The sequence below is a fragment of the Vulgatibacter incomptus genome (genome assembly GCF_001263175.1).
Taxonomy (GTDB): Bacteria; Myxococcota; Myxococcia; order Myxococcales; family Vulgatibacteraceae; genus Vulgatibacter; species Vulgatibacter incomptus.
The window spans coordinates 4,330,233-4,350,553 of the sequence record NZ_CP012332.1 but is presented as its reverse complement, the minus strand read 5'-3'; the positions used below and the strand labels follow the sequence as shown (position 1 = coordinate 4,350,553).

Here is a 20,321-nt window from a genome sequence, read left to right as displayed (position 1 = left end):
GTCGCGAAGGCCTCCGTCGTCGCAGGCGTGTAGACGGCAATTCGAGCTGGCTCGCGTCGGCGAAGCCCGGCGCAGCGACGCCGAACTGGAAGCGCGCCTTGCCCGCCCTCCGCGTCGATGCGGGGAAGCGGACCTCGACACGATCGCTCGCGGCACCGTCACGCGCTTGGCGCCGTCGCGGATCGTGGCGTTCGTCGCGCGCACCACCACGTCTGCGTCCACCGGCGCGTCGGTCTGGTTCTGGATCACCACGGAGAGATCGAACGCGTCGCCGAAGTTGAGGAAGCGCGGCGCGCTCGGCCTGACCATCAGCGGCAGCCGCGCCGTAATCGTCGCCTCGCTCGAGCCGAAGAAGTTGGCCCCAGCGGAGGCGACCGTCATCACCCGGTAGCGGGTGAGGTTGTCGGCAGCTTCACCGGCGCTGTGGCGCGGCCGCTCGCGTCGGTCCGCACCCGAGGCGCGAAGAGCGCGAGCGAGGAGAAGTCTACGCGCACGTCGATCGGTGAGGCGTCGGCGGTCTCACCCGGTCGCCCAGGTTGCCCAACAGCCCCGCGCTCAGGATCTTTTTGCGCTCGCCCCCCGAGCCCCGAGCCCGCCCAGGCCAAGACCTCTCCCTCCCTCCCGCCCCCCCTCCTCCCGGGCTCGACGCGGGCTCCCGAGGATCACGTTCTCACGGTTGCCGAGCGCGCGGACGTCGGCGGATCGATCGGCGTAGAAGACCGCGAGCGGGTCCGGCGTCTCGTACCCCGAGAGGGCCAACACCGCCTCGTCGACGACGATCACCGCGACCTCGGCGTTCTTCGCAGGGCGCCCGCTCGGCTCATACACCTCGAGATCGATGGTCGTGCTACCCCCCGGCGAAAGGCTCAGCGCCTTCGGCGTCGCCTTCACCTTGAGTGTCCGCGTGGACGGGAGGACCTTCACCTCGGCCGAGCCGCTCGCATACGCGGGGCGGCGCGGCGACGAAGTATCGGCCTCGCCGTCGGCCCCCTCGCGCAACGCGGCGCCACGAGATCGACCGAGATACTCACGTTCGGCACCATCGCGTCGTCGAGCGCGACCTGCAGCGTCTGCGACGGCTCGCGCATCGTGAAGCGCTCCAGATGCACGACGCCCTGGCGACGAACCGTGAGCACGCCTTCCGCCGGCGCCAGCGGCGAGATCACCAGCAAAGTCGCCGTCTCCCCAGGCAGGTACTCGTTCTTGTCGGGGATGACGGTGAGGCGATCGGCGTCGACGCCACTCCGCTTCGGCCCGTCCCCGCCCATCACCCAGGTCTCGATCGTCGACTGATTCCGCCGCCCCTGCTCATCGGTGACCACCGCCGTCACCCGGTACAGCCCGCCCCCCTTCGTCTCCAACGAGCAGCGGAGCGGCATCGCGTCGGAGGAGCTCTTCACCTCGCAGCGCTGCACGTCCACCTCCTGCTCCACGTGCTCCATTCCGCGCCGCGTGCTCTCGAGCCGGGCGCTCCGCACCTCGATCGGCCTGCCGCCAATGAGCGCGCCGTCTAGATCCGCGACGACGAGCTCGACCGCGAGCGGCTCGCCAGCGCGTACAAAGTTCTTCGCGAGGCGCAAGCCCACGTAGCGATCCGACTGATGAACCAGCATCGAGGCGCGGCCGGACCAGCGCTGTCGGTTTACATCCTCGACACTCGAGGCAAGCGAGAGGCTAATCGGGTTATGCCGGCTCGCGGGCGTCGAAGTCCAAGCGCAGACTATGAACTCCCGCCGCATCGGTGCGCGCAGACCACCATTCTTTCCTGCCTCCCTCGCCGCCGGGCCCGCGCCACCACCAGAACCTCTTGGACTCCGGGCCGAAGTGATAATCACGCTGGTGCGGAGGCGTGAACGAGGTGGTGTTCTGCGTGATCGTCCAGTCCACAGGAGCGTTGGGGAGGCCGCCCCCCGCGTAGTATGACGCGACGACCGAGGCGATCGCGTGGCCGGCGCCGAAGTACGGGCCCTCGCCCACGCGCGTCTTCACTCGAACTCGGGCTTGCGGAACTCCTGGATCGAGAAGCGATGCTTCCATGTGTTCGGCAGCGAGGAGCCGATCAGCTCCAGCTCGACCTCGCCCTCGCCGAGGTTCACGTTCGCCGGGAGATCGAAGGCGAGGTCGAACGCTCCGTGCTCATCGATCGTCACGAGCCCGCCTGTCAGCTCGGCGCCGCGCGGATCGCGCACGAGGTACTTGACGCTCTCCCCCAGCTCGTCCGGCGGTGCCGCCACCAGGTCGCCGCCGCGCGAGAGCTCTGCGACGCGGAGCCAGCCCTTGACGTGGACCTTCTCGCTGGGCTTGTACATCCCGCGATCATCGAAGACGAGCCAGCGCGGAGCGCGCGAGTACCTGTGCTGCACAAAGGTCTCAGTGTCGCTCCGGCCCTCTGTCAGGAACGCCGTGTCGCGGCCCCGCTTCGCCACAAGGGGATAGCCGCCGTGCACGAGCGGGAGCGTCGCCAGGCCGTTCTTCGTCGGCACCGCCGGGCCTGCGCCGAGGAGCGAGACTTCCACGCCGTCGAGCGGCGCCCCGTCGGCGAGGTTCGTCACCCACGCCGTGGCGCGATCCGGTTCCAGGAAGGCCTGAATCCCGAGCTCCGTCGCCTGCACCCAGACCACCACGTCCTCGATGTACTCGTAGCCCTTTCGCGTGCGCGCCGGATTCACCCACACCACCGCGTGGCCCAGGCCGTGATCGAGCGCCGCGGAGAGATCGATCGGCGTCGCGGCGAGATCGTCGGGGGCCGCTTGTGGGCGAACCACCTCGTCGACCACGAGGCGCCCTGGTGGCGCGCCCTCGCGCTGCCACGACCAAGGGCTGCGCCAGGACGCGAACGCCCGCCAGTCCTCGGGCGTCACCGCGTAGACACGCGTCCGCAGCGCCTCCTCGTTTATCGAGTAGGCCACGTACTGCCTCGGCGCCGCGGGATCGAGCACGACCATCTCGCCCTCGGGGCCAAAGAGGCGCGGCACCGCCGGGCCCACGCTGAACGACGCGGGAACGGTCGTGTCCAGCGTCTGGCCAAATACGTCGGTGAGCGCGGCGTGGATCGCCACGGCATAGTCGGTGCGCCCCTTGGTGCGCCCGCGGATCGTGATCTCGTGATCGTCTACGGAGACCTTCATCCCCGGAATCTCGGGCGAGACGGTCACGAGCTCCGGGTCGAATCTCGCCCCGTCGAGCTCGTTCGAAAATCTCAGCACGAACGGTGTGTAGGGCGTGCAGCGATCGTCCCAGCCGCACTTCGTCTGGCGCAGGTTCAACGGGCCGAAGGTCTCGAAGTCGAACGACTGCTCCTTCGTGGTGGGCAGCGGCCCCTCGGCGCCTCTCGTGCCCTCTGCGATCCGCACCCTGACTCGAGTGCCGTTCGGCAGGCGGCGCTCGGGACGGAACGCGAACCAGCGCCCCTCGTCCGCCCGCTCGATTGCGCGACGGACGCCTTCGTCCGCGTCGATCTCGTCCTGGGTGGCGAGCCGAGCGGGGATCTTCGCATCGCCCGCGATAATCTCCACGTTGTCGAACATCGCCGCCGGATCGATCGCCTGATCGAAGGCCGCGAAGAGCACCGGCTCGAGCGACACCGAGGAGCCCTTGGGTAGCCAGCTCTCGAGCGCTGGCGGCGGCGTTGTGAAGCTCCATTTCACTTCATCGGCGAGGGCTTGCCCGCTAATCGCCCTCGTGCCTTCCGGCACCGTCACCGAGAACGACGTCGCCATCGGCATGCGCTTCGTGGGCTGGAACACCAACGTGCGCGTGCCCAGCCACCTCCATTCTCCTTCCGGCTCCGGCGAGATCCGCGCCGGTACACTCTCCTTCGAGAGCTCTCCGATCGACGTGATCGGCACCATCGGCTCCGAGAAGGTCACGGAGACGTTCGGCGCGATCGGCACCTCACCCTCCGGCGCATAACGATCGACCGAGAGCGGCCCGGTCGGCGTCGCGACCACGGCGGGCGGGGCTTCGATCGGCGGAAACGCCTCGTCGATCGTGACACCAGGGCGCGGCGCCGGGATCGAGCGCGCCCGCAGGGAGAAGCTCGCCGCGTCGCCCGGCTGCTCCGCCAGCTTCGGAAGGCGGGCCAGCAAGCGCGCCGCGTCTTCCTTCCCGAGCGGCATCGCCGCTGCGACCTTCCGCTCCTCGATCGCCTGGATCCCGTCGTCGGCGTTGCTCAAGCGAAAGCCGAGCGCCGAGCTCGAGCCGCGAGCGGGCGTCTTCACCGTCGTCTCTGCCGCCTTCATCACCCCTGGGGGCCTGCTCCCGGGGCAGCCGACTGCAATGACGGCTGCGAGCAATGCAAGGAAGAGCGTATGGCGGTTCATTCGGAATGGAACCTATCGTTCGAGGCCAAGGGGACGTCGGCCATGACAATCCGAAATCATACCAACGACGAACGCGCCGTTGAACGGTGATTCACACAGGCTTTCCCGAAACAGCGGTGATTCGGACGAGAGCGGGCGTGCATAAGTTTCGCCCCGCCCCTTTTTCTTCTGAGGCGCGCGAGAGGGCCTGGGGGGTTGAGGTCATGAGGCCGCCATGGACGTCCTGAAGCTTGTGACGACGATCTCCCTCGTCTGCCTGATGCTCATGGAGGGGCTCGGCGTCGACGTTCGAGGGCTCCTCGACCTGCGGCGACGGCCGATGCTCTTCGTGCGCGCGTTCATCGCGGTGGACGTGCTCGTGCCCGTGGCGGCGTGGATCGTGATCGTCCTCATCCGGCCCCTCCGCCCCGTGGTCGGCGCCGTCGCGCTCCTCGCCGCCTGCCCGATCGCGCCCCTCGCCTTCCGGCGGATCACGCAGGCAGGCGGGCAACGCGAGACGGCCGGCGCGATCCACATCGTGCTCTCCGTCCTCGCGGTCGTGACCACGCCCGTCACGATCGTGCTGCTCGGCAGAGCCCTCGGCTTCCGCGCGGAGGTCGAGCCGATGCCGGTCGCCCGACAAGTGGCGCTCGGCCTGGTGGTCCCGTTCGCGGCTGGGATCGGCGCACGCGCGCTCTGGCCCGAGCTGGCCGGAAAGGTGCGGCGTCCCGGCGCGCGCGTGGCGCTCCTCTTCCTCATGGCAGTCTTCGTGCTGGTGCTCGTCTTCAACGCCCGAGCGCTGGTCGAGCTGGGCGTCCGCGAGTACCTGGCGATGGCCGCGTTCGTCGCGGCGGCCCTGGCGCTCGGCCACGCCGTGGGAGGAGGCGACAGCAGGGAGCGCACCGTCTTCGCGATGGAGAGCGCGTCCCGCAACCTGGGCCTGGCGTTCTTCATCGCCTCGGTCCAGGTCGGAGAGAACGTGGCGCTCCCGATCCTCGTGCCCTACGGGGTCGTGTTCCTGATCGTCACGGCGGTGTACCTGCGGATCGTCCGCAGACTGCTCGAGAAGCCCGGCTGAGAGTTCGTGAAGAAATTCACGAACTCTCGCGAGCCGGAGGCGAGCAAACGAAAAGGAGCGCCCTCGCGCGAAGCGCGAGTTGAAGAAAGCGGGCCCGCTTCGGCGGGGCCGATTTCTTCACACGCTCTGAGCGTCCCGGCGCCGGCTCATTTGCCGAGCTGCGCCGCAGCCGCCCGCAACGGCCCGCTCGAGACCTTGACTGCCCCGGTCAACGGCAGGTTCATCTCGAGGATCAGGTAGATCGCCGCGGACGTGGACAGCGCGCTCAGGGCGACGACCACCGCCACGGTCAGGTTCCGCGGGGCGAAGAGCCCCACCTCGGCAAAGAGGATGCAGAGCCAGAAGACGAGGATCACGAGCACGCGGAACGGCAGGGCCGTCTGGGTCCTCTCCGCGAGCTGCCAAAACGATAGGGTGAGCTGCGTGCTCATCGCGAGGGTCTGGGACTGGAAGGCGCGCTCCTGTACGCCTTCGACCGGCAGCCGATCGATCTGGTCCATCAACTTGGAGAGGGCACCGATCGAGGCGCCCATCTGCCTCGGCTGAGTGCCGCTCGCCTCCTCCGGCCAAACCCGCTCGATCGTCGCCTCCACGACGTCCTTCAAGAGGCGCCGAGCCTCGCCCGCCTCGGCCCCGTAGTGGGCGAGGAGCCGGTCGAGGGTGATGATCCTCGCGCCCGTCTCACGGAGACCTGCGTTCAGCGCGTCGAAGTTGCTCTTCGCCGAGCTGACGAGGAGGCCGAGGACGAGGGCGCTCAGCGTCGCGACCATCCCCGTGCCCAGCTTCAGGGCGCTCCGGGACTCTTCGCTGAGGTGGTGCTGCGGGACCAGCGCGCGAAGGATCGACCCCGCCACGACGCTGCCGAGGATGCACCCGAGCACGATCGTGGCCACGGCAGTCGCGTGCAAGACGAACCTCGCGCACCCGGGGACATGCCCCGCCGTCCCCCAAGTTGGGCAGTCCTCCGCCGCCCTGCCACCGCCTCGCCAATCGGTGGCGCAGGGCGAGACCGGACCTCCACCCCCAAATAGCGGCGGCCGGCTTGCCGCCTGGCGCGCCAGGGTGGTAGGTAGCGCCCCTTTTCCCCCTCGAAGCGTCGTCCTCGGCGCCAAGGTGGCCCGTGCTCCGGATCATCCCACTCGGAGGCCTCGGCGAGGTCGGCCTCAACGCCATGGTCTTCGAGTCGGAGGACCAGGCGTTCCTCGTGGACTGCGGGATCATGTTCCCCCAGGCGGAGGCCCTGGGCGTGGACGTGGTCCTGCCGGACTTCACGTACCTGCGGGAGCTGGGCGACAAGCTGAAGGGCGTGGTCCTCACCCACGGCCACGAGGACCACATCGGCGCGCTGCCCTTCCTGCTCAAGGATCGGCCGCTCCCCGTCTACGGCTCGCCTTTCACCCTGGGCCTCCTCGCCCCCAAGCTCGAGGAGTTCGGGATCCGGGCGCCCCTCACGGAGCTGGCGGCAGGCAGCTCCGTGGACCTCGGCGAGGCCTTCCGGGTGGAAGGCGTCCGGGTCACCCACTCGATCCCCGACGCCCTCGGCCTCGCGATCCACACGCCGGAAGGCCTGGTGGTCCACACGGGCGACTTCAAGATCGACCACTCGCCCATCGACGAGCTCCCCACGGACCTGCAGCGCTTCGCGCGCCTCGGCGGCGACGGGATCCTCGCGCTCCTCTCCGACTCCACCAACTCCGAGCGCCCCGGCACCAGTCTCTCGGAGCGCCAGGTGGGCCGCGCCCTGGAGGAGATCTTCGCGAAGGCCAAATCCCGCGTGGTGATCGCCACCTTCGCGTCGAACATCCACCGGATCCAGCAGGTCCTCGACGTCTCCCGCTTGTTCGGCCGCAAGGTGGTGCTGGTCGGCCGCTCCATGCAGCAGAACACGCGGATCGCCAGCGAGCTCGGCCTCCTGGACATCCCGCTCGGCCTCGTGGTCGACGTGGAAGAAGGCCGCAGGCTCCGCCACCACGAGGTCACGGTGCTCTCCACCGGCGCCCAGGGCGAGCCGCGCTCGGCGCTGATGCGGATGGCCCTGGGCGATCCCAACGCGCCCATGCCCGTCGACGAGGGTGACCTGGTGGTCCTCTCCTCGCGCTTCATCCCGGGAAACGAGGTCGCGATCGGCCACATGGTGAACCGCCTCGCCATGAGGGGCGCGGAGGTGGTCTACGAGGGCGCAGAGGACCTCCACGCCTCGGGCCACGCCTACCGCGAGGAGCAGCGGCTGATGCTCCGGATCACCAACCCGCGCCACTTCGTCCCGATCCACGGTGAGTATCGGCACCTGGTTCGCCACGTGAAGACCGCCCACGAGGTCGGGATCCCCGACAGCTCCTGCCACCTGATCACCGACGGCGAGGTCCTCCAGTTCGAGGGGGGCAGGGCCTTCGTGAACGGCACGGTGGCGTCGGGGCGGGTCTACGTCGACAGGCGGGGCGGGCCCGACGTCCCCGAGCTCACCCTCCGCGAGCGGGCGCTCATCGCCGAGACGGGCCTCGTCACGGCCGTGGTCGTAATCGACCGCTCGACCGGCGCCCTGGTCCGGGGTCCGGAGCTCACCGCCCGCGGGATCGCGGTGCCGGACGAGGCGGCCCTCCTCGCGGACGTGCGCCGGGAGGTCCACGCCGCGGTCGAGAGCCTGAGCCCCGTGCTCCGCGGCGACACGACCCTGGTGCAGGAGGAGGTGCGCCGCGCCGTCCGCCGTGCCTATAAGCGGAGCACCGAGCGCAAGCCCGTCGTGCTGCCGCTAGTGATCGAGCTATAGGAGCCGACTCGAGGCTCCCCCACCCGGAGGAGGATCCAAGATGCCTTCGTTCGACATCGTCTCGAAGGTCGACCTGCAGGAGGTCGACAACGCCATGAACCAGGCCCGTAAGGAGCTCCAGGGCCGCTGGGACTTCAAGGGCGTCCCGGTCGACATCTCCATGGCCGACGACAAGAAGGGCCTGGTCCTGAAGACCGACGGCGAGGAGCGCCTGGACGCCCTCTGGGACGTGCTCCTGGGCAAGCTCCTGAAGCGGGGCCTCACCGCCAACTCCCTCGAGAGGGGAAAGAAGGAGCCGGTGGGAGGAAAGCAGTTCAAGCAGTCCGTTCAGCTCCAGCAGGGCATCCCGACCGAGAAGGCCAAGGAGCTCACCAAGCTGATCAAGGACTCGAAGCTCAAGGTCCAGGCCTCGATCCAGGGCGAATCCCTACGGGTCACCGGCAAGGATCGGGACGAGCTTCAGGCCGCGATCCGGCTCTGCCGCGAGAGCGCGGACAAGCTCCACCTCGACATGCAGTTCGAAAACTTCCGCGACTGACCGCGGGACCAGACAGAAGCTAGGTTGTCCTCGTGAGCGAAAAGAAGAACGTCCACATCGTCACGCTCGGCTGCCCGAAGAATCGGGTCGACTCCGAGATCATGCTCGGCGGCCTGGTCCAGGACGGCTGGGAGCTCACCGAGGCCCCCGACGACGCCGACGTGATCGTCGTGAACACTTGCGCCTTCATCGAGGCCTCGAAGACGGAGTCCGTGGACGCGATCCTCGAGGCCTCCCAGTGGAAGGAGAAGGGCCGGGCGAAGAAGGTCGTGGTCGCCGGCTGCCTCTCCCAGCGCTACCCCGAGGAGCTCGCCAAGGAGCTGCCCGAGGTCGACCACTTCCTCGGCACCTCGGCCTACGCCCAGCTCCCCAACCTGCTGAAGGACGTGAGCGCGAGCAAGCAGGTGATCCCCGATCCCGACTACATCCACAGCTCGGCGACGCCCCGGATCAACTCGCTCCCCTCGTACACCGCGTACCTGAAGATCGCCGAGGGCTGCGACAACGAGTGCGCCTTCTGCATCATCCCGACGCTCCGGGGCGATCAGCGCTCCCGGCCGATCGACGACGTGGTGCGCGAGGCCCGCACGCTCGCCGAGCAGGGCGCCCGCGAGCTCAACCTCGTCGCGCAGGATCTCACCGCCTACGGCCACGACCTCCCCGGCAGGCCCAAGCTCCACGAGCTCGTCCGCGCGCTGGGCGAGGTGGAGGGCGTGCGATGGATCCGCCTCCACTACGCCTACCCGCGCAACTTCCCCGACGAGCTGATCGCTGCCATCCGCGACACGCCGCAGGTGGTGAAGTACCTGGACATGCCGGTGCAGCACGCGAGCGACAGGCTCCTTCGCGCCATGCGCCGCGGCCGCAACTCCACGTTCCTCCGGGAGCTCCTCGGCAAGTTGCGCACGGAGATCCCCGGCATCGTGCTGCGAACCTCCCTGATCGTCGGCCTGCCCGGCGAGACCGAAGAGGACTTTGCGCTGCTCCTCGACTTCATCCGTGAGCAGCGCTTCGACCACCTCGGGATCTTCCGCTACTCGCAGGAGGAGGGCACCCTCGCCGGCGAGATGGAGGATCAGCTCCCGGAGGAGGTTAAGGCCGCGCGCTGGGAGCAGGCCATGGCCCTCCAGGCCGAGATCCGGATGGAGCAGCAGCAGGCCTGGGTCGGCAAGGAGATCGAGGTCCTGGTCGAGGGTCCCCACGAGGAGACCGAGCACCTACTGGTGGGCCGGCACGCGGGCCAGGCGCCGGAGATCGACGGACAGGTGATCATCAACGACCTCCCGGAGGGCGGCGTGGCCGCCGGCGATCTGGTGCGGGTTCGGGTGGAGGAGGCGTACGAGTACGACCTTGTCGGCGCCGCGACCGAGGTGCTCCTGCGAGCGCCCGTGATCGAGCGCCCTGCCCCGCGGAGCGTGAAGCTCCCGGTCTTCGTGGCGCACCGGTGAAATACGACTTCACCAAGGAGCTCCAGGTCGCCGCCCGCCTCGCGCGGGAGGCGGGCCGGATCCTCTTGGACGTCTACGACACCGAGTACGAGGTGACCCAGAAGCCCGGCGGCGGCGGCCCGGTGACCATCGCCGACGAGCGCGCCAACGCGTTCATCGTGCGGGGCCTCCGGGAGGCCTTTCCGGACGACGGCGTCGTGGCGGAGGAGTCCGAAGAGACCTCCGACGCCGCGCGCTTCTCGCGCTGCTGGTTCGTCGATCCCCTCGACGGGACCAAGGAGTTCGTCCAGCACAACGACCAGTTCGCCATCCACATCGGCCTCGCGGTCGACGGCGAGGCGACGGTGGGCGTGGTCTATCAGCCGGTGGACGACAAGTGCTACTCGGGCGTCGTCGGCCTGGGCTGCACTCTCGAGGAGCGGGGCGTCGCCCGCGTACTCCGGCTGCCCTCCGTGGCGCACGTGCCCATGCGCATGGTCGTCTCGCGATCGCATCGCACCAAGCGGCTGCTCGACCTCTGCGAGTCCCTCGGAATCGAAGAGGTTCAGCACGTGGGCTCGGTGGGGATCAAGTGCGGGATGATCGCGGCCGCCGACGCGGACCTCTACGTCCACGCGAGCCGCATCAGCTACCGGTGGGACGCCTGCGCACCCGAGGTGATCGTCCGCGCCGCCGGCGGCTTCTTCGGCGACATGGCGGGGCAGCCGTACCGCTACGACGGCACGGAGCTCCAGAACCTGCGCGGAATCGTCGCCTGCCATCCGGCGGTGCTGGACGAGGTACTGCCCGCGATCGAACAGACCGGCAGGGAAGCCGCCATTCTGAGCTGACAGCGGAGCCGAAGGCGGAGCAAACGCAAGGAGGAGCGTTTCCGCGCAGCGCGCGGCTGAAGGAATCGCTCCCGCTCCGCGGGGGCGATTTCTTCATGCTCCGAGGTTGCGCTGCCGGTTGGCGATGGCCAGGGTTCAGGCTCGCGCAAGCTCGCGCGCCCACCCACGGAGGCCGTCATGCATCATCGCCATCCCGGAGGAAACGTAGCGATCCGGCCGTGCGAGATCTGCGGCGTCCTGGTGCTCCACGAGCAGACGGGGCTGGACGAGGCCGAGCTCCGAGCGAGCTGGCGCGCGTTTCCACACAGCGCGCCGGGTGGCCCGACCTGCATCGGCGGCGGCTCGAGGGTTCGTGCGCTGCGCAACGCCGCGAGGGCCGCCTCCGGGAGCGGCTCGTTCCCGCCCGAGCCGGCCTGATCCTTCATTCGCTCTGCGCTACTGCCCAGGGACCGCGGCCCGCACCCGGGACGTGCCGGCGGGGAACGCGCGATCGGGATCGAAGTCCGCCTGAACGACCTTCGCGTTCGCCTGGGTGTCGTGGAAGATCAGGTGGTTCTCGCTGCCGTTCGACTGGACCACCACCGAGCGGCTCACCTTTCCGGTGGCGGGATCGGCGACCAGGAAGACCTTGGAGAAGCCCGAGGGCTTCCGGGGCGTGAGCTCCAGCGCCGTCCCGTCGCCGCCGAAGTCGCGCTTCGACTGCACGATTTCGAACTCTTCGGCCAGGCGGCCCTTGCCCCACATGAAGGTGACGGCTGCCGAGAGCTGCCCCGGATCCACGCGGTACTCGGTCGCCTGCTTCGTGTCGGGATCGAAGGTCCAGCTCCGATCCTTCACGAGCAGCAGGATCCGGCCGTCGTCGTAATCCCAGCGCATCAGCGGCCCGGTCGCACCATCGGGCTTCCGGAAGCGCATCCGGCCCTTGGCGGTCGCCCCGCCGAGCCTCGACGGCATCCCGCCCTGGGTGAAGCTCTGATCGAAGCGGGTGTCGAGGCCCGGGCTCTTCTCGTAGAAGGCCTGGAGCTTCGCCACCAGCGCGGCGACGTCGGAGGGCATCGCCAACGGCGGCGCCTTGGCGGGCGCCGTGGTCGCAGGGGTTGCAGGGGCGGGCGTGGCCGCCTGGGCCGAAGTTCCGGCGGCCGCGAGCAGCGCCGTCGCAATGAGGCTCTTCATCGAGCTCCTCCTGGCGGAAAAACCGCGTCTTCTCCCAAGACGTTCGGCGCAGGCCGAATCTTCACGCCTGCGCGCTCCAGAGAACCTCCGCACAGGCGTCGACGAGGGCGTCGACCCCGTCTCGCGTCGCAGCCGAGATCAGGAAGACCTTCGGCGCGTTCTTGCGCCTGCGCAGCTTCTTCGCGAACGCCTCGGCCCGCTCCCGGGCCTCCGGCAGGTCGCACTTGTTCAGCGCGACGATCTGGGGCCGCCCCGCGAGCTCCTGGGAGTAGCGGGCGAGCTCCCGGTTGATCGTCGCGAAGTCGGTATCTAGCGCCCGCTCCGGGTCGAGGTCCGGCGCCGAGGCGTCCACCAGGTGGACGAGGATCCGGCAGCGCTCCACGTGCCGCAGGAACTGGTGTCCCAGCCCCGCGCCCTCGCTCGCACCCTCGATGAGACCGGGGATGTCGGCGACGACGAAGCTCTTGTGATCCTTGTAGCCGACCACGCCCAGGTTCGGCACCAGGGTGGTGAACGGATAGTCGGCGATCTTCGGCTTCGCCCGGGAGACCACCGAGATCAGCGTCGACTTGCCCGCGTTGGGATAGCCGATGAGGCCGACGTCGGCCAGGAGCTTGAGCTCCAGGAGGAGCGTCGTCTCCTCACCCGGTGTCCCGGGCTGGGCGAAGCGCGGCGCCTGGCGGGTCGAGGTGGCGAAGTTCATGTTGCCGAGGCCGCCCCGCCCGCCCCTCGCTGCGGTCCACTCCTGGCCGGGCTCCGCGAGATCCGAGAGGATCTCGTGCGTCTCCGCGTCCTTGAACACCGTGCCCACCGGCACCCGCAGGACGAGATCCTCGCCTCCGCGGCCGTTGCAATCCGAGCCCATGCCCGGCTGCCCGTTCGGCGCCCGGTGGTGCTGCTGGTAGCGGTAGTCCAAAAGCGTGGTGAGCTGGGTGTCGGCGCGGAAGATCACGCTGCCGCCGTTGGCCCCGTCGCCGCCGGAGGGGCCGCCCTTGGCGATGAACTTCTCGCGGCGGAACGCCACCGCGCCGTGGCCGCCGTCACCGGCTTTTACGAAGATTCGAACCTGATCGACGAACTTCATGGATGGGAAGCCGCCCGCCGGGAAGAGGGCGGGCTCCTTTGCCGAGAAACACGAAGACCGCGGCGGCAATTCGCTGCCCCGCGGTCTCCGTTGAGTGGCTTTCGCCGAGAATCAGGCCTGCGCCGGGATGACCGACACGCGCTTCCGGTCCTTGCCGAAGCGCTCGAAGGTCACGACGCCGGGGACCGTGGCGAAGATCGTGTAGTCACGGCCCATGCCCACGCCGGTGCCCGGGTGGATCTTGGTGCCGCACTGCCGGATGATGATGTTGCCGGGGATCACGGCCTGGCCGCCGAAGCGCTTGACGCCGCGTCGCTGGCCGGCAGAGTCGCGACCGTTCCTGGACGAGCCCTGGCCCTTTTTATGTGCCATTTGCCTACTCCTGCTTCAGGGGCGAACTAGCCCGAAATCTTCGTGATCTTGACGGCCGTGAAGGCCTGGCGGTGACCGCGAATCCGCTTCCAGCCTTCCTTCTTCTTGCGGAAGGAGAAGACCTTGCGGCCCCGGCCCTGCTCGACGATGTCGCCGGCGACCTTGGCGCCCGAGACGACCGGCATGCCGATCTTCGGCGACTCCGTGCCACCGAGCATCAGCACCTCGGCGAACTCGATCTTGTCGCCGGCGCTGCCTGCGAGCTTCTCCACGCGGAGGGTATCGCCCTCCTGGACCCGGTACTGCTTGCCGCCCGTCTTGATCACGGCGTACATCGAAGACCTCGACCTTCCTGCACGAACCTGTCGTTCGAAACGACGGCTCGACGAGTTGCACGAGCAGCTTCCGGGAAACAGGGAAGCCCCGCGAAAGGTGGCTGATCTAGGTGATCGTCCCGATGGTGTCAAGCATCGTTCGGTCGATCGCCATCTCCGCTCAGCGAGCGGGCGGCCGGCGCTCGGGCGGAGGGAGCTGCGGAGGCGGCATGCGGATTCCGAGCTCCTCCTCGTCGCGCTCGATCCGGAACTCCTGCTCGGCGCCGGTGGACGTCTGGTACCGGTGGCGCAGCTCGTGGACGCCCGGCACCTCCAGCTCCCGGATCCGCAGGGACAGCCAGGTGGCCAGGGGCACGCCGTAGAAGAGTACGTGGACCGCAGCCTGGAGGGCAGGATTGATCGCCCGGACCATCCACGGAAAGAAGAGCGATCCGAGGATCTCGTAATTGATGACCCAGAGGATCAGGCCGTAGAGCGCGCCCCCCGCGATCTGGAGCTTCATGTCGTCGCGGATCCTGGGGCGAACGGTCGAGACGACGAACCCGAAGATCGCGCCGAAGACCGTCGCCAGGGCGAAGTTGAAGCCCGCGCCCACGAAGACGACGCCGACGCCGATCCAGCCCTGGAGCACGTGCGAGCCCATGAGGACGGACGCGAAGTGCTGCCAGGGCGTGCCCGGCGGCTGGCTCCCCGTCGCTGCGACCAGGATCTGCCCGGCCGCGAAGGAGCCGCCCGCGAGGAGGCCGCCAATCGTGGCCTCCCTGATGATCTTTCCTCGGCTTGCGATGGTCATCGGACGAAGTCTTGGGATGATTCGGGGGGGACGCAAAGGGCTGCTGGGGCATCGCCCGCCCGCTCGCCGGGCGCGTCACACGCGCGCGGCGCGAGGACGGGCCAGGTCGATCGGCCGGACGCGGATCGCCAGGAAGAGGCCGAGCGACAGGCCGTACGCCGCCGCATGGAGGAGGAGCGGCGTCAGGGTGGGAGCCTGGGCGAGCCAGGGATAGACGACCAGCGCGATCCCCCGGATGTTGATCACCCAGAGCAGCAGGCCGTAGCCGAAGCCCAAGCCGCCGTGGATCAAGACGTTGTCGCGGAGCCGCCGCGGCAGGCGGTTGGCGACCGCGCCCCAGATCGCGCCGTAGAGCGCCGCGAAGGCGAAGTGGACCACGAAGCCGACGAAGACGATCCCCCAGGTGAACGGCCCGTTGAAGGCGCTGGAACCGAGCACGATCGACGCCGTCGAGACCCACGGCGCGGCGACCGACTGCCCGTTCACGGCGCTCACCACCATCGCCGCCGCGATCGCGATCGCGCCCGCGACGAGGCCGCCTTCGACTCCGTCGGTGAGCAGAATGCCCTGGATCGCCTCCCGCTCGCGCCCACGCCTGCGCCGCGTGCCGGAGGGAGTCACCTCGTCCATCGGTACCCTCGGCCTCTAGCGTCCGTCCTGCGCGGACCGATCGCAAGGCGCGAGGTTCAGCGCTGCGAGCTTCAGCCGAGCGAGCTCGAGCCCTGCGAACCGCCCTGGTCGCGGGCCTGGCGGCGGGCAGCCGAGAGGCGCTCCTGCGTGCGCCGCAGGCGCCGTTGCTCGGCCGTCCGCGCGGCGCCGAAGACGAGGAGGAGCATGCCGCCCGAGGCGAGGAGCGAGCCCTGCCCTCCCCGCTGGCCGGGCTCGAACTGGAAGCCGTTCGCGACGAGCTCCTGGAGCAGACCCGCTGCGCCGACGATCAGGCCGCCGACGGCCAGCGCGCGAGCGCCGCGGGTGAGGACGGGCGGGCCCGAGAGGAAGACCGACAGCGCGGCACAGACCACGCCCGCAATCCCCAGGATCCCGCCCAGCGCCGATAGCCCGATCACCAATTGCGTCAGTCTCCGAGGCGGGCCCGGAGCGCGTCCGTGACGACCTTGGGGTCGCCCTGGCCCTTGAGCTCCTTCATCACCTGCCCCATGAAGAACCCGAGGAGGTTCTTCTTCCCTCCCTGGTACTTCGCGACCTGATCCGCGTTGGCGGCGAGCACCTTCTCGACCGCCGCGTCGACGGCGCCGGTATCGGAGACCTGCTCGAGCCCCTTGGCGGCCATCACCTCGGCGGGTTCCGCCCCCGAGCGATGGACCTCCTCGAGGATCTGCTTGGCGCCGGCGCCGCTCACCTTCCGCGCCTCGAGGAGGTCGAGGAGCGCGGCGAGCTTCGCCGGGGTGAGACGGGAGCCCGCGATCCCCTCGCGGGAATCCTTCACCAGGCGCAAGATCTCGTTGATCACCCAGTTCGCCACGGTCTTGGCGCTCCCGCCGAAGGCCGCGACCGCCGCCTCGTACCACTCGGCGATCGCCTTCTCGGCCACGAGCACACCCGCGTCGTACGCGGAGAGCCCGTACTCCGAGTGGAAGCGCGCCGCCTTCTCCCGCGGCAGCTCTGGCAGCGACCCGCGGATCGACTCGATCCACTCGTCGCCCACCCGGAGCGGCAGGAGGTCGGGCTCGGGGAAGTAGCGGTAGTCCTGCGCCTCCTCCTTCGTCCGCATCGAGCGGGTGACGCCCTTCTGCGGATCGAAGAGGCGGGTCTCCGTGACGACCTTTCCGCCCTCCTCCCACACGTCGATCTGCCGGTCGACCTCGTACTCGATCGCCTGCTTCACGTAGCGGAAGGAGTTGATGTTCTTGAGCTCGACGCGGTTGCGAAGAGCGGTCTCGCCGACCGTGCGGACGCTGACGTTGGCGTCGCAGCGGAACGAGCCCTCCTCGAGGTTGCCGTCGTTCACGCCCAGGTAGACCACGATGTCGCGGAGGCCCTTGAGGTACTCCACCGCCTCGTCCGACGAGCGCAGATCCGGCTCGCCGACGATCTCGATCAGCGGCACGCCCGCACGGTTGAGGTCGACCCGCGACGGCCCGCCCTCGGGATCGTGGGTGTTCTTGCCCGCGTCCTCCTCCATGTGGATGCGCGTGATCCCGACGACCTTCTCGCCCTCGGGCGTGTCGATCGTCAGCGTGCCGTGCTCACAGAGCGGCCGATCGTACTGGGAGATCTGGTAGCCCTTCGGCAGGTCCGGATAGTAGTAGTTCTTCCGCGCGAAGACGCTCTCCCGGCGGATCTCGCAGCCGGTGCCGAGGCCTGCCCGGATGGCGAGCTCCACCGCCTTGCCGTTGAGGGCCGGCAGGGCCCCCGGCATCCCCAGGCAAACCGGGCAGGTCTGGCTGTTCGGCTCTGCGCCGAAGGCCGTGCTGCACGAGCAGAAGATCTTCGATGCGGTGAGGAGCTGGGCGTGGACCTCCAGCCCGATGATCACCTCCCAATCGCTGCGCGCCATGGCTAGGCCACCTCCTGCGGTGCCCGTTCGTGCCAGTCGGTGACGGCCTGGTAGGCCGCGCCCACCCGGAAGAGCGTCGCCTCGTCGAGAGGCTTGCCCAGGAGCTGCATCCCGATCGGCAGGCCGCCCGACGTGAAGCCGCAGGGGAGGCTCATGCCGGGGAGGCCCGCCAGGTTGCACGCCAGGGTGAAGACGTCCGCCAGGTACATCTGGAGCGGATCGTCGGCGCGCTCCCCGAGGCGGAAGGCCGCGGTGGGCGTGGTGGGCGTGACGATCGCGTCCACCTTGCGGAAGGCCTCCTCGAAGTCGCGCTTGATGAGCGTGCGGACCTTCTGTGCGCGAAGGTAGTACGCATCGTAATAGCCCGACGAGAGGGCCCAGGTGCCGATCATGATCCGGCGCTTCACCTCGGGCCCGAAGCCGCCGGCGCGGGTGCGGAAGTACATCTCCCGCAGGCCGCCCTCCTGCCGCTCCGAGAGGCCGTACCTCACGCCGTCGAAGCGGGCGAGGTTGGAGGAGCACTCGGCGGGCGCCACCACGTAGTAGGTGGAGATGCCGTACTCGGTGTGAGGGAGCTCGACCGGAACGAGCTCGGCGCCGAGCTCCTCCAGGCGCTTCATCGCCGCCCGCACCGCCGCCTCCACCTCGGGGTCGACCCCTTCGACGAAGTACTCCTTCGGCACGCCGAGACGCATCCCCTTCACGCTGGCGCTCGAGAGGCCGGAGGCCCAGTCGGGCACCGGCACGTCGAGGGACGTCGAGTCCATCGGATCACGGCCCGCGATGGCCTGGAGCAGGAGCGCGCAGTCCTCGGCCGTGCGGCCGAAGGGCCCCACCTGGTCGAGGGAGGACGCGAAGGCGATCACGCCGTAGCGCGAGCAGCGGCCGTAGGTCGGCTTGATCCCCGTGACGCCGGAGAAGGCCGCCGGCTGCCGGATCGAGCCGCCCGTGTCGGTTCCCAGGGTCCCGAAGACCTGCCGCGCCGCAACCGCCGCCGCGGAGCCGCCGGAGGAGCCGCCCGGCGTCCTCTCGAGATCCCAGGGGTTCCGGCACGGCCCGTACGCCGAGGTCTCGTTGGACGAGCCCATGGCGAACTCGTCCATGTTCAGCTTGCCCACCATCACCGCGCCCGCCTGGGCGAGGCGGATCACGTGGGAGGAGTCGAAGGGCGGCACGAAGCCCTCGAGGATCTTCGAGCCGCAGGTCGTCGGAATCCCCTTGGTGCAGAAGATGTCCTTGAGGGCGACCGGAACGCCGTCCAGCGGGCCGAGGCTGGCGCCCATGGCCCGGCGCTCGTCGGACGCTCGCGCCTGCGCGAGGGCGCCCTCCGCATCCACGTGGAGGAAGGCGCCGATCTTCGGATCGGTGGCTTCGATTCGCTCGAGGCAGGCCTGGGTCGCCTCGAGCGACGAGAGCTCCTTGCGCCCGAGGCTCGCCGCGAGGCCGGCAAGGGTGAGATCGGTAGGCTTCACTCGATGATCCTGGGCACCAGAAAGAGGGTCCCGGCCTTGGCCGGGGCATTCGCGAGCGCCTCGCCAGGGGTGAGGCTCTCACCCACGACGTCCTCGCGGAGCGGCGTCGACTCTACGTCGACGGCATGGACGGTGGGCTCGACCCCGCTCACGTCGAGGGACTGCAGCTTCCCGATGTAATCCACGATGGTCGAGAGCTGGTCCCGGAAGCCCTCGATCTCGTCGTTCGAGAGCGAGAGCCTCGCCAGCTTCGCCACCCGCTCCACCTGCTCGCTCGTGAGCGCCATCGTCGTCACCCGCGGAAAATGTTGAGAATGCTCTTCATGATCGAGCCGGCGCGCTCCTCGGTGATCCCGAGCTTCTCCAGCTCGCCCGCGTCGAAGACGGTGGCGCCGCAGCTGAAGCAGCGATCGATCTCGATGTCGCGGAACTTCACGGTCTGAAGCTCCATGCCGCACTTGGGGCAGTGCATCCAGTGGAGCTTCTTGAGCTCCTCCTTCTGCTCCTCCTGCAGGGCCCGGTCCCGCTCCATCGCGCGCATGCGGAGCTTCTCGGTATTCTCCCGCGCGAAGTACTCGTCCTCGTTCGACGACGGCTTGGGCATATCCGACATGGTCGTCCTCCTGGGTGTCCTTCGAGCTCCGGCCTTGGCCCCCGAGCGGGCGGGCCAAGTCGTTCCACATAGTGCAGCGCCCTGCCCGGAGCAACCGAGAGCGTCTAGCGAACGAGCGAAACCCCGGCAAGGGCGTAGACGGGCCACACGCCCTCGCGGACCCCATGGTCCGGCCGCGGGCATGAGCGGGACGGCGGCCTCATGGTCCATCCCCCTTGCAGGTGCCCGGAGCAGACAGACGCCGTTCGAATGCCGATCGTCCAGCGAGCCGGCAGGAGACCGACCGGTAGCGCCGTCGCCAATTCGGCGCGGCTGGAGGACACGAGTCATGAGCAGAGCATGGATCGTCGCAGTCGCCGCAGTGGCACTCGCGATGGCAACGAGCGCGTTCGCCCAGGGCGGCGCGCCGTCGAACCAGCCGACCCGGCCGTCGCAGCCCGGGCAGACGGCCCCCGGCGGCAAGCAGGGGATGCAGCAGCATGCCGCCAAGGGTGGCAGCGCCATGGAGGCCACCAAGCACGTCGCGGTGATCAACGCGGGCCTGCGGGACGCGTCGACGAACGCCGACATGCTCTCCCAGATCTCGGCGAACGCGAGCTCCTACGACCGGGAGCACGGCGAGGTCTTCCTCAAGAACATGAACGACGCCGTGGCCGAGGCCGAGACGCACCTTGGGCATCTCCAGCCGATGGCCACGACGGCCGCCGAGAAGCAGCAGCTCAGGGAGCTCTCCCAGCACCTCACCACGTCCAAGACCACACTGCAGCAGATGAGCAGCCAGCTGAACGACCCGAAGGCGACCCACGACTCCGCCATGAAGGTCAACCAGGAGTTCAAGGCCAGCATGGCGCCGCTGAAGCAGTACGCCCAGGAGGCCAACGTCAAGATCAAGGTCGGGTGACTGGCCCCCGACACGAGCGAGGAGGGCGGTCCCGCCCTCCTCGAACCTGCTCCGCCGGCGGTTCTCCACATGGCAGGACCGTCTGATTCGTTGACGCA

Annotated in this window: 24 protein-coding genes; 8 read left to right on the top strand and 16 right to left on the bottom strand. The window is 69.1% G+C overall.

Going from position 1 to position 20,321, the window contains the following annotated elements:
* The first annotated feature begins 184 nt into the window (after positions 1 to 184).
* Positions 185 to 391, top strand: a complete 207-nt coding sequence (locus AKJ08_RS20585) for a hypothetical protein (RefSeq protein ID WP_240475400.1) — start codon at positions 185 to 187, stop codon at positions 389 to 391.
* A 164-nt stretch (positions 392 to 555) separates the two neighbouring features.
* Here the strand turns inward: AKJ08_RS20585 and AKJ08_RS20710 are convergent, their stop codons facing one another.
* The 4 genes from AKJ08_RS20710 to AKJ08_RS18185 form a co-directional block, all read right to left on the bottom strand.
* A complete protein-coding gene (locus AKJ08_RS20710; RefSeq protein WP_169788873.1) occupies positions 556 to 924 on the bottom strand; it encodes a hypothetical protein in 369 nt (122 codons plus the stop codon).
* Positions 921 to 1,613, bottom strand: coding sequence for a hypothetical protein (locus AKJ08_RS20705; protein ID WP_050727367.1), 693 nt, complete (start codon positions 1,611 to 1,613; stop codon positions 921 to 923). The genes AKJ08_RS20710 and AKJ08_RS20705 overlap by 4 nt, the downstream gene beginning before the upstream one ends.
* Before the next feature lie 70 nt (positions 1,614 to 1,683).
* The gene (locus AKJ08_RS18190; RefSeq protein WP_050727366.1) at positions 1,684 to 1,989 is read right to left on the bottom strand and encodes a hypothetical protein; all 306 of its coding nucleotides are present in this window, start codon (positions 1,987 to 1,989) and stop codon (positions 1,684 to 1,686) included.
* A complete protein-coding gene (locus AKJ08_RS18185; RefSeq protein ID WP_157370817.1) occupies positions 1,986 to 4,322 on the bottom strand; it encodes an Ig-like domain-containing alpha-2-macroglobulin family protein in 2,337 nt (778 codons plus the stop codon). Before AKJ08_RS18185 ends, AKJ08_RS18190 begins: the two co-directional genes overlap by 4 nt.
* Before the next feature lie 214 nt (positions 4,323 to 4,536).
* Between AKJ08_RS18185 and AKJ08_RS18180 the strand changes: the two genes are divergently transcribed.
* Positions 4,537 to 5,379 (top strand): bile acid:sodium symporter family protein, encoded by an 843-nt coding sequence (locus AKJ08_RS18180; RefSeq protein ID WP_050724200.1) that lies wholly within the window; start codon positions 4,537 to 4,539, stop codon positions 5,377 to 5,379.
* Between the two features lie 146 nt (positions 5,380 to 5,525).
* Here AKJ08_RS18180 and AKJ08_RS18175 read toward each other — a convergent pair whose 3' ends face one another.
* Complete coding sequence (locus AKJ08_RS18175; RefSeq protein WP_050724199.1) at positions 5,526 to 6,287, bottom strand: bestrophin-like domain; 762 nt, start codon at positions 6,285 to 6,287, stop codon at positions 5,526 to 5,528.
* A 212-nt stretch (positions 6,288 to 6,499) separates the two neighbouring features.
* Here AKJ08_RS18175 and AKJ08_RS18170 point away from each other — a divergent pair, with 212 nt between their 5' ends.
* From AKJ08_RS18170 to AKJ08_RS18150, 5 genes are all read left to right on the top strand, one after another.
* Positions 6,500 to 8,146, top strand: a complete 1,647-nt coding sequence (locus tag AKJ08_RS18170) for a ribonuclease J (protein WP_240475399.1) — start codon at positions 6,500 to 6,502, stop codon at positions 8,144 to 8,146.
* A gap of 40 nt (positions 8,147 to 8,186) precedes the next feature.
* The gene (locus tag AKJ08_RS18165) at positions 8,187 to 8,684 is read left to right on the top strand and encodes a YajQ family cyclic di-GMP-binding protein (protein ID WP_050724198.1); all 498 of its coding nucleotides are present in this window, start codon (positions 8,187 to 8,189) and stop codon (positions 8,682 to 8,684) included.
* A gap of 101 nt (positions 8,685 to 8,785) precedes the next feature.
* Positions 8,786 to 10,132 carry a 30S ribosomal protein S12 methylthiotransferase RimO gene (rimO, locus tag AKJ08_RS18160; protein WP_240475514.1) on the top strand — a complete coding sequence of 449 codons (1,347 nt, stop codon included), beginning with the start codon at positions 8,786 to 8,788 and terminating at the stop codon, positions 10,130 to 10,132.
* Entirely contained in the window at positions 10,129 to 10,962 is an 834-nt protein-coding gene (locus tag AKJ08_RS18155) for a 3'(2'),5'-bisphosphate nucleotidase CysQ family protein (RefSeq protein WP_050724196.1), read from the top strand. Before rimO ends, AKJ08_RS18155 begins: the two co-directional genes overlap by 4 nt.
* A gap of 177 nt (positions 10,963 to 11,139) precedes the next feature.
* Positions 11,140 to 11,379: a hypothetical protein gene (locus tag AKJ08_RS18150; RefSeq protein WP_050724195.1), complete on the top strand. Its 240-nt coding sequence runs from the start codon at positions 11,140 to 11,142 to the stop codon at positions 11,377 to 11,379.
* Between the two features lie 18 nt (positions 11,380 to 11,397).
* Here the strand turns inward: AKJ08_RS18150 and AKJ08_RS18145 are convergent, their stop codons facing one another.
* The 11 genes from AKJ08_RS18145 to AKJ08_RS18095 all read right to left on the bottom strand — a co-directional run bounded on the left by AKJ08_RS18145 (position 11,398) and on the right by AKJ08_RS18095 (position 19,322).
* Positions 11,398 to 12,135, bottom strand: coding sequence for an outer membrane lipoprotein carrier protein LolA (locus AKJ08_RS18145; RefSeq protein ID WP_050724194.1), 738 nt, complete (start codon positions 12,133 to 12,135; stop codon positions 11,398 to 11,400).
* A gap of 61 nt (positions 12,136 to 12,196) precedes the next feature.
* The gene (gene obgE, locus AKJ08_RS18140) at positions 12,197 to 13,219 is read right to left on the bottom strand and encodes a GTPase ObgE (RefSeq protein ID WP_050724193.1); all 1,023 of its coding nucleotides are present in this window, start codon (positions 13,217 to 13,219) and stop codon (positions 12,197 to 12,199) included.
* 111 nt (positions 13,220 to 13,330) lie between these two features.
* Entirely contained in the window at positions 13,331 to 13,591 is a 261-nt protein-coding gene (gene rpmA, locus AKJ08_RS18135; protein WP_050724192.1) for a 50S ribosomal protein L27, read from the bottom strand.
* Between the two features lie 26 nt (positions 13,592 to 13,617).
* Complete coding sequence (gene rplU, locus AKJ08_RS18130; protein ID WP_050724191.1) at positions 13,618 to 13,926, bottom strand: 50S ribosomal protein L21; 309 nt, start codon at positions 13,924 to 13,926, stop codon at positions 13,618 to 13,620.
* Positions 13,927 to 14,086: 160 nt separating this feature from the next.
* The gene (locus tag AKJ08_RS18125) at positions 14,087 to 14,719 is read right to left on the bottom strand and encodes a hypothetical protein (protein ID WP_050727364.1); all 633 of its coding nucleotides are present in this window, start codon (positions 14,717 to 14,719) and stop codon (positions 14,087 to 14,089) included.
* A 75-nt stretch (positions 14,720 to 14,794) separates the two neighbouring features.
* A complete protein-coding gene (locus AKJ08_RS18120; RefSeq protein WP_050727363.1) occupies positions 14,795 to 15,349 on the bottom strand; it encodes a hypothetical protein in 555 nt (184 codons plus the stop codon).
* A gap of 71 nt (positions 15,350 to 15,420) precedes the next feature.
* Positions 15,421 to 15,789 carry a hypothetical protein gene (locus tag AKJ08_RS18115; RefSeq protein WP_050727362.1) on the bottom strand — a complete coding sequence of 123 codons (369 nt, stop codon included), beginning with the start codon at positions 15,787 to 15,789 and terminating at the stop codon, positions 15,421 to 15,423.
* A gap of 5 nt (positions 15,790 to 15,794) precedes the next feature.
* A complete protein-coding gene (gatB, locus tag AKJ08_RS18110) occupies positions 15,795 to 17,237 on the bottom strand; it encodes an Asp-tRNA(Asn)/Glu-tRNA(Gln) amidotransferase subunit GatB (protein ID WP_050727361.1) in 1,443 nt (480 codons plus the stop codon).
* 2 nt (positions 17,238 to 17,239) lie between these two features.
* Positions 17,240 to 18,709 carry an Asp-tRNA(Asn)/Glu-tRNA(Gln) amidotransferase subunit GatA gene (gene gatA / locus AKJ08_RS18105; protein WP_050727360.1) on the bottom strand — a complete coding sequence of 490 codons (1,470 nt, stop codon included), beginning with the start codon at positions 18,707 to 18,709 and terminating at the stop codon, positions 17,240 to 17,242.
* Positions 18,706 to 18,996, bottom strand: coding sequence for an Asp-tRNA(Asn)/Glu-tRNA(Gln) amidotransferase subunit GatC (gatC, locus tag AKJ08_RS18100; RefSeq protein ID WP_050727656.1), 291 nt, complete (start codon positions 18,994 to 18,996; stop codon positions 18,706 to 18,708). The genes gatA and gatC overlap by 4 nt, the downstream gene beginning before the upstream one ends.
* A gap of 5 nt (positions 18,997 to 19,001) precedes the next feature.
* Positions 19,002 to 19,322 (bottom strand): TFIIB-type zinc ribbon-containing protein, encoded by a 321-nt coding sequence (locus AKJ08_RS18095; RefSeq protein WP_050727359.1) that lies wholly within the window; start codon positions 19,320 to 19,322, stop codon positions 19,002 to 19,004.
* 328 nt (positions 19,323 to 19,650) lie between these two features.
* On the opposite strand from AKJ08_RS18095, the gene AKJ08_RS18090 reads away from it, so the two are divergent.
* Entirely contained in the window at positions 19,651 to 20,223 is a 573-nt protein-coding gene (locus AKJ08_RS18090; RefSeq protein ID WP_157370816.1) for a hypothetical protein, read from the top strand.
* Positions 20,224 to 20,321: the final 98 nt, after the last annotated feature.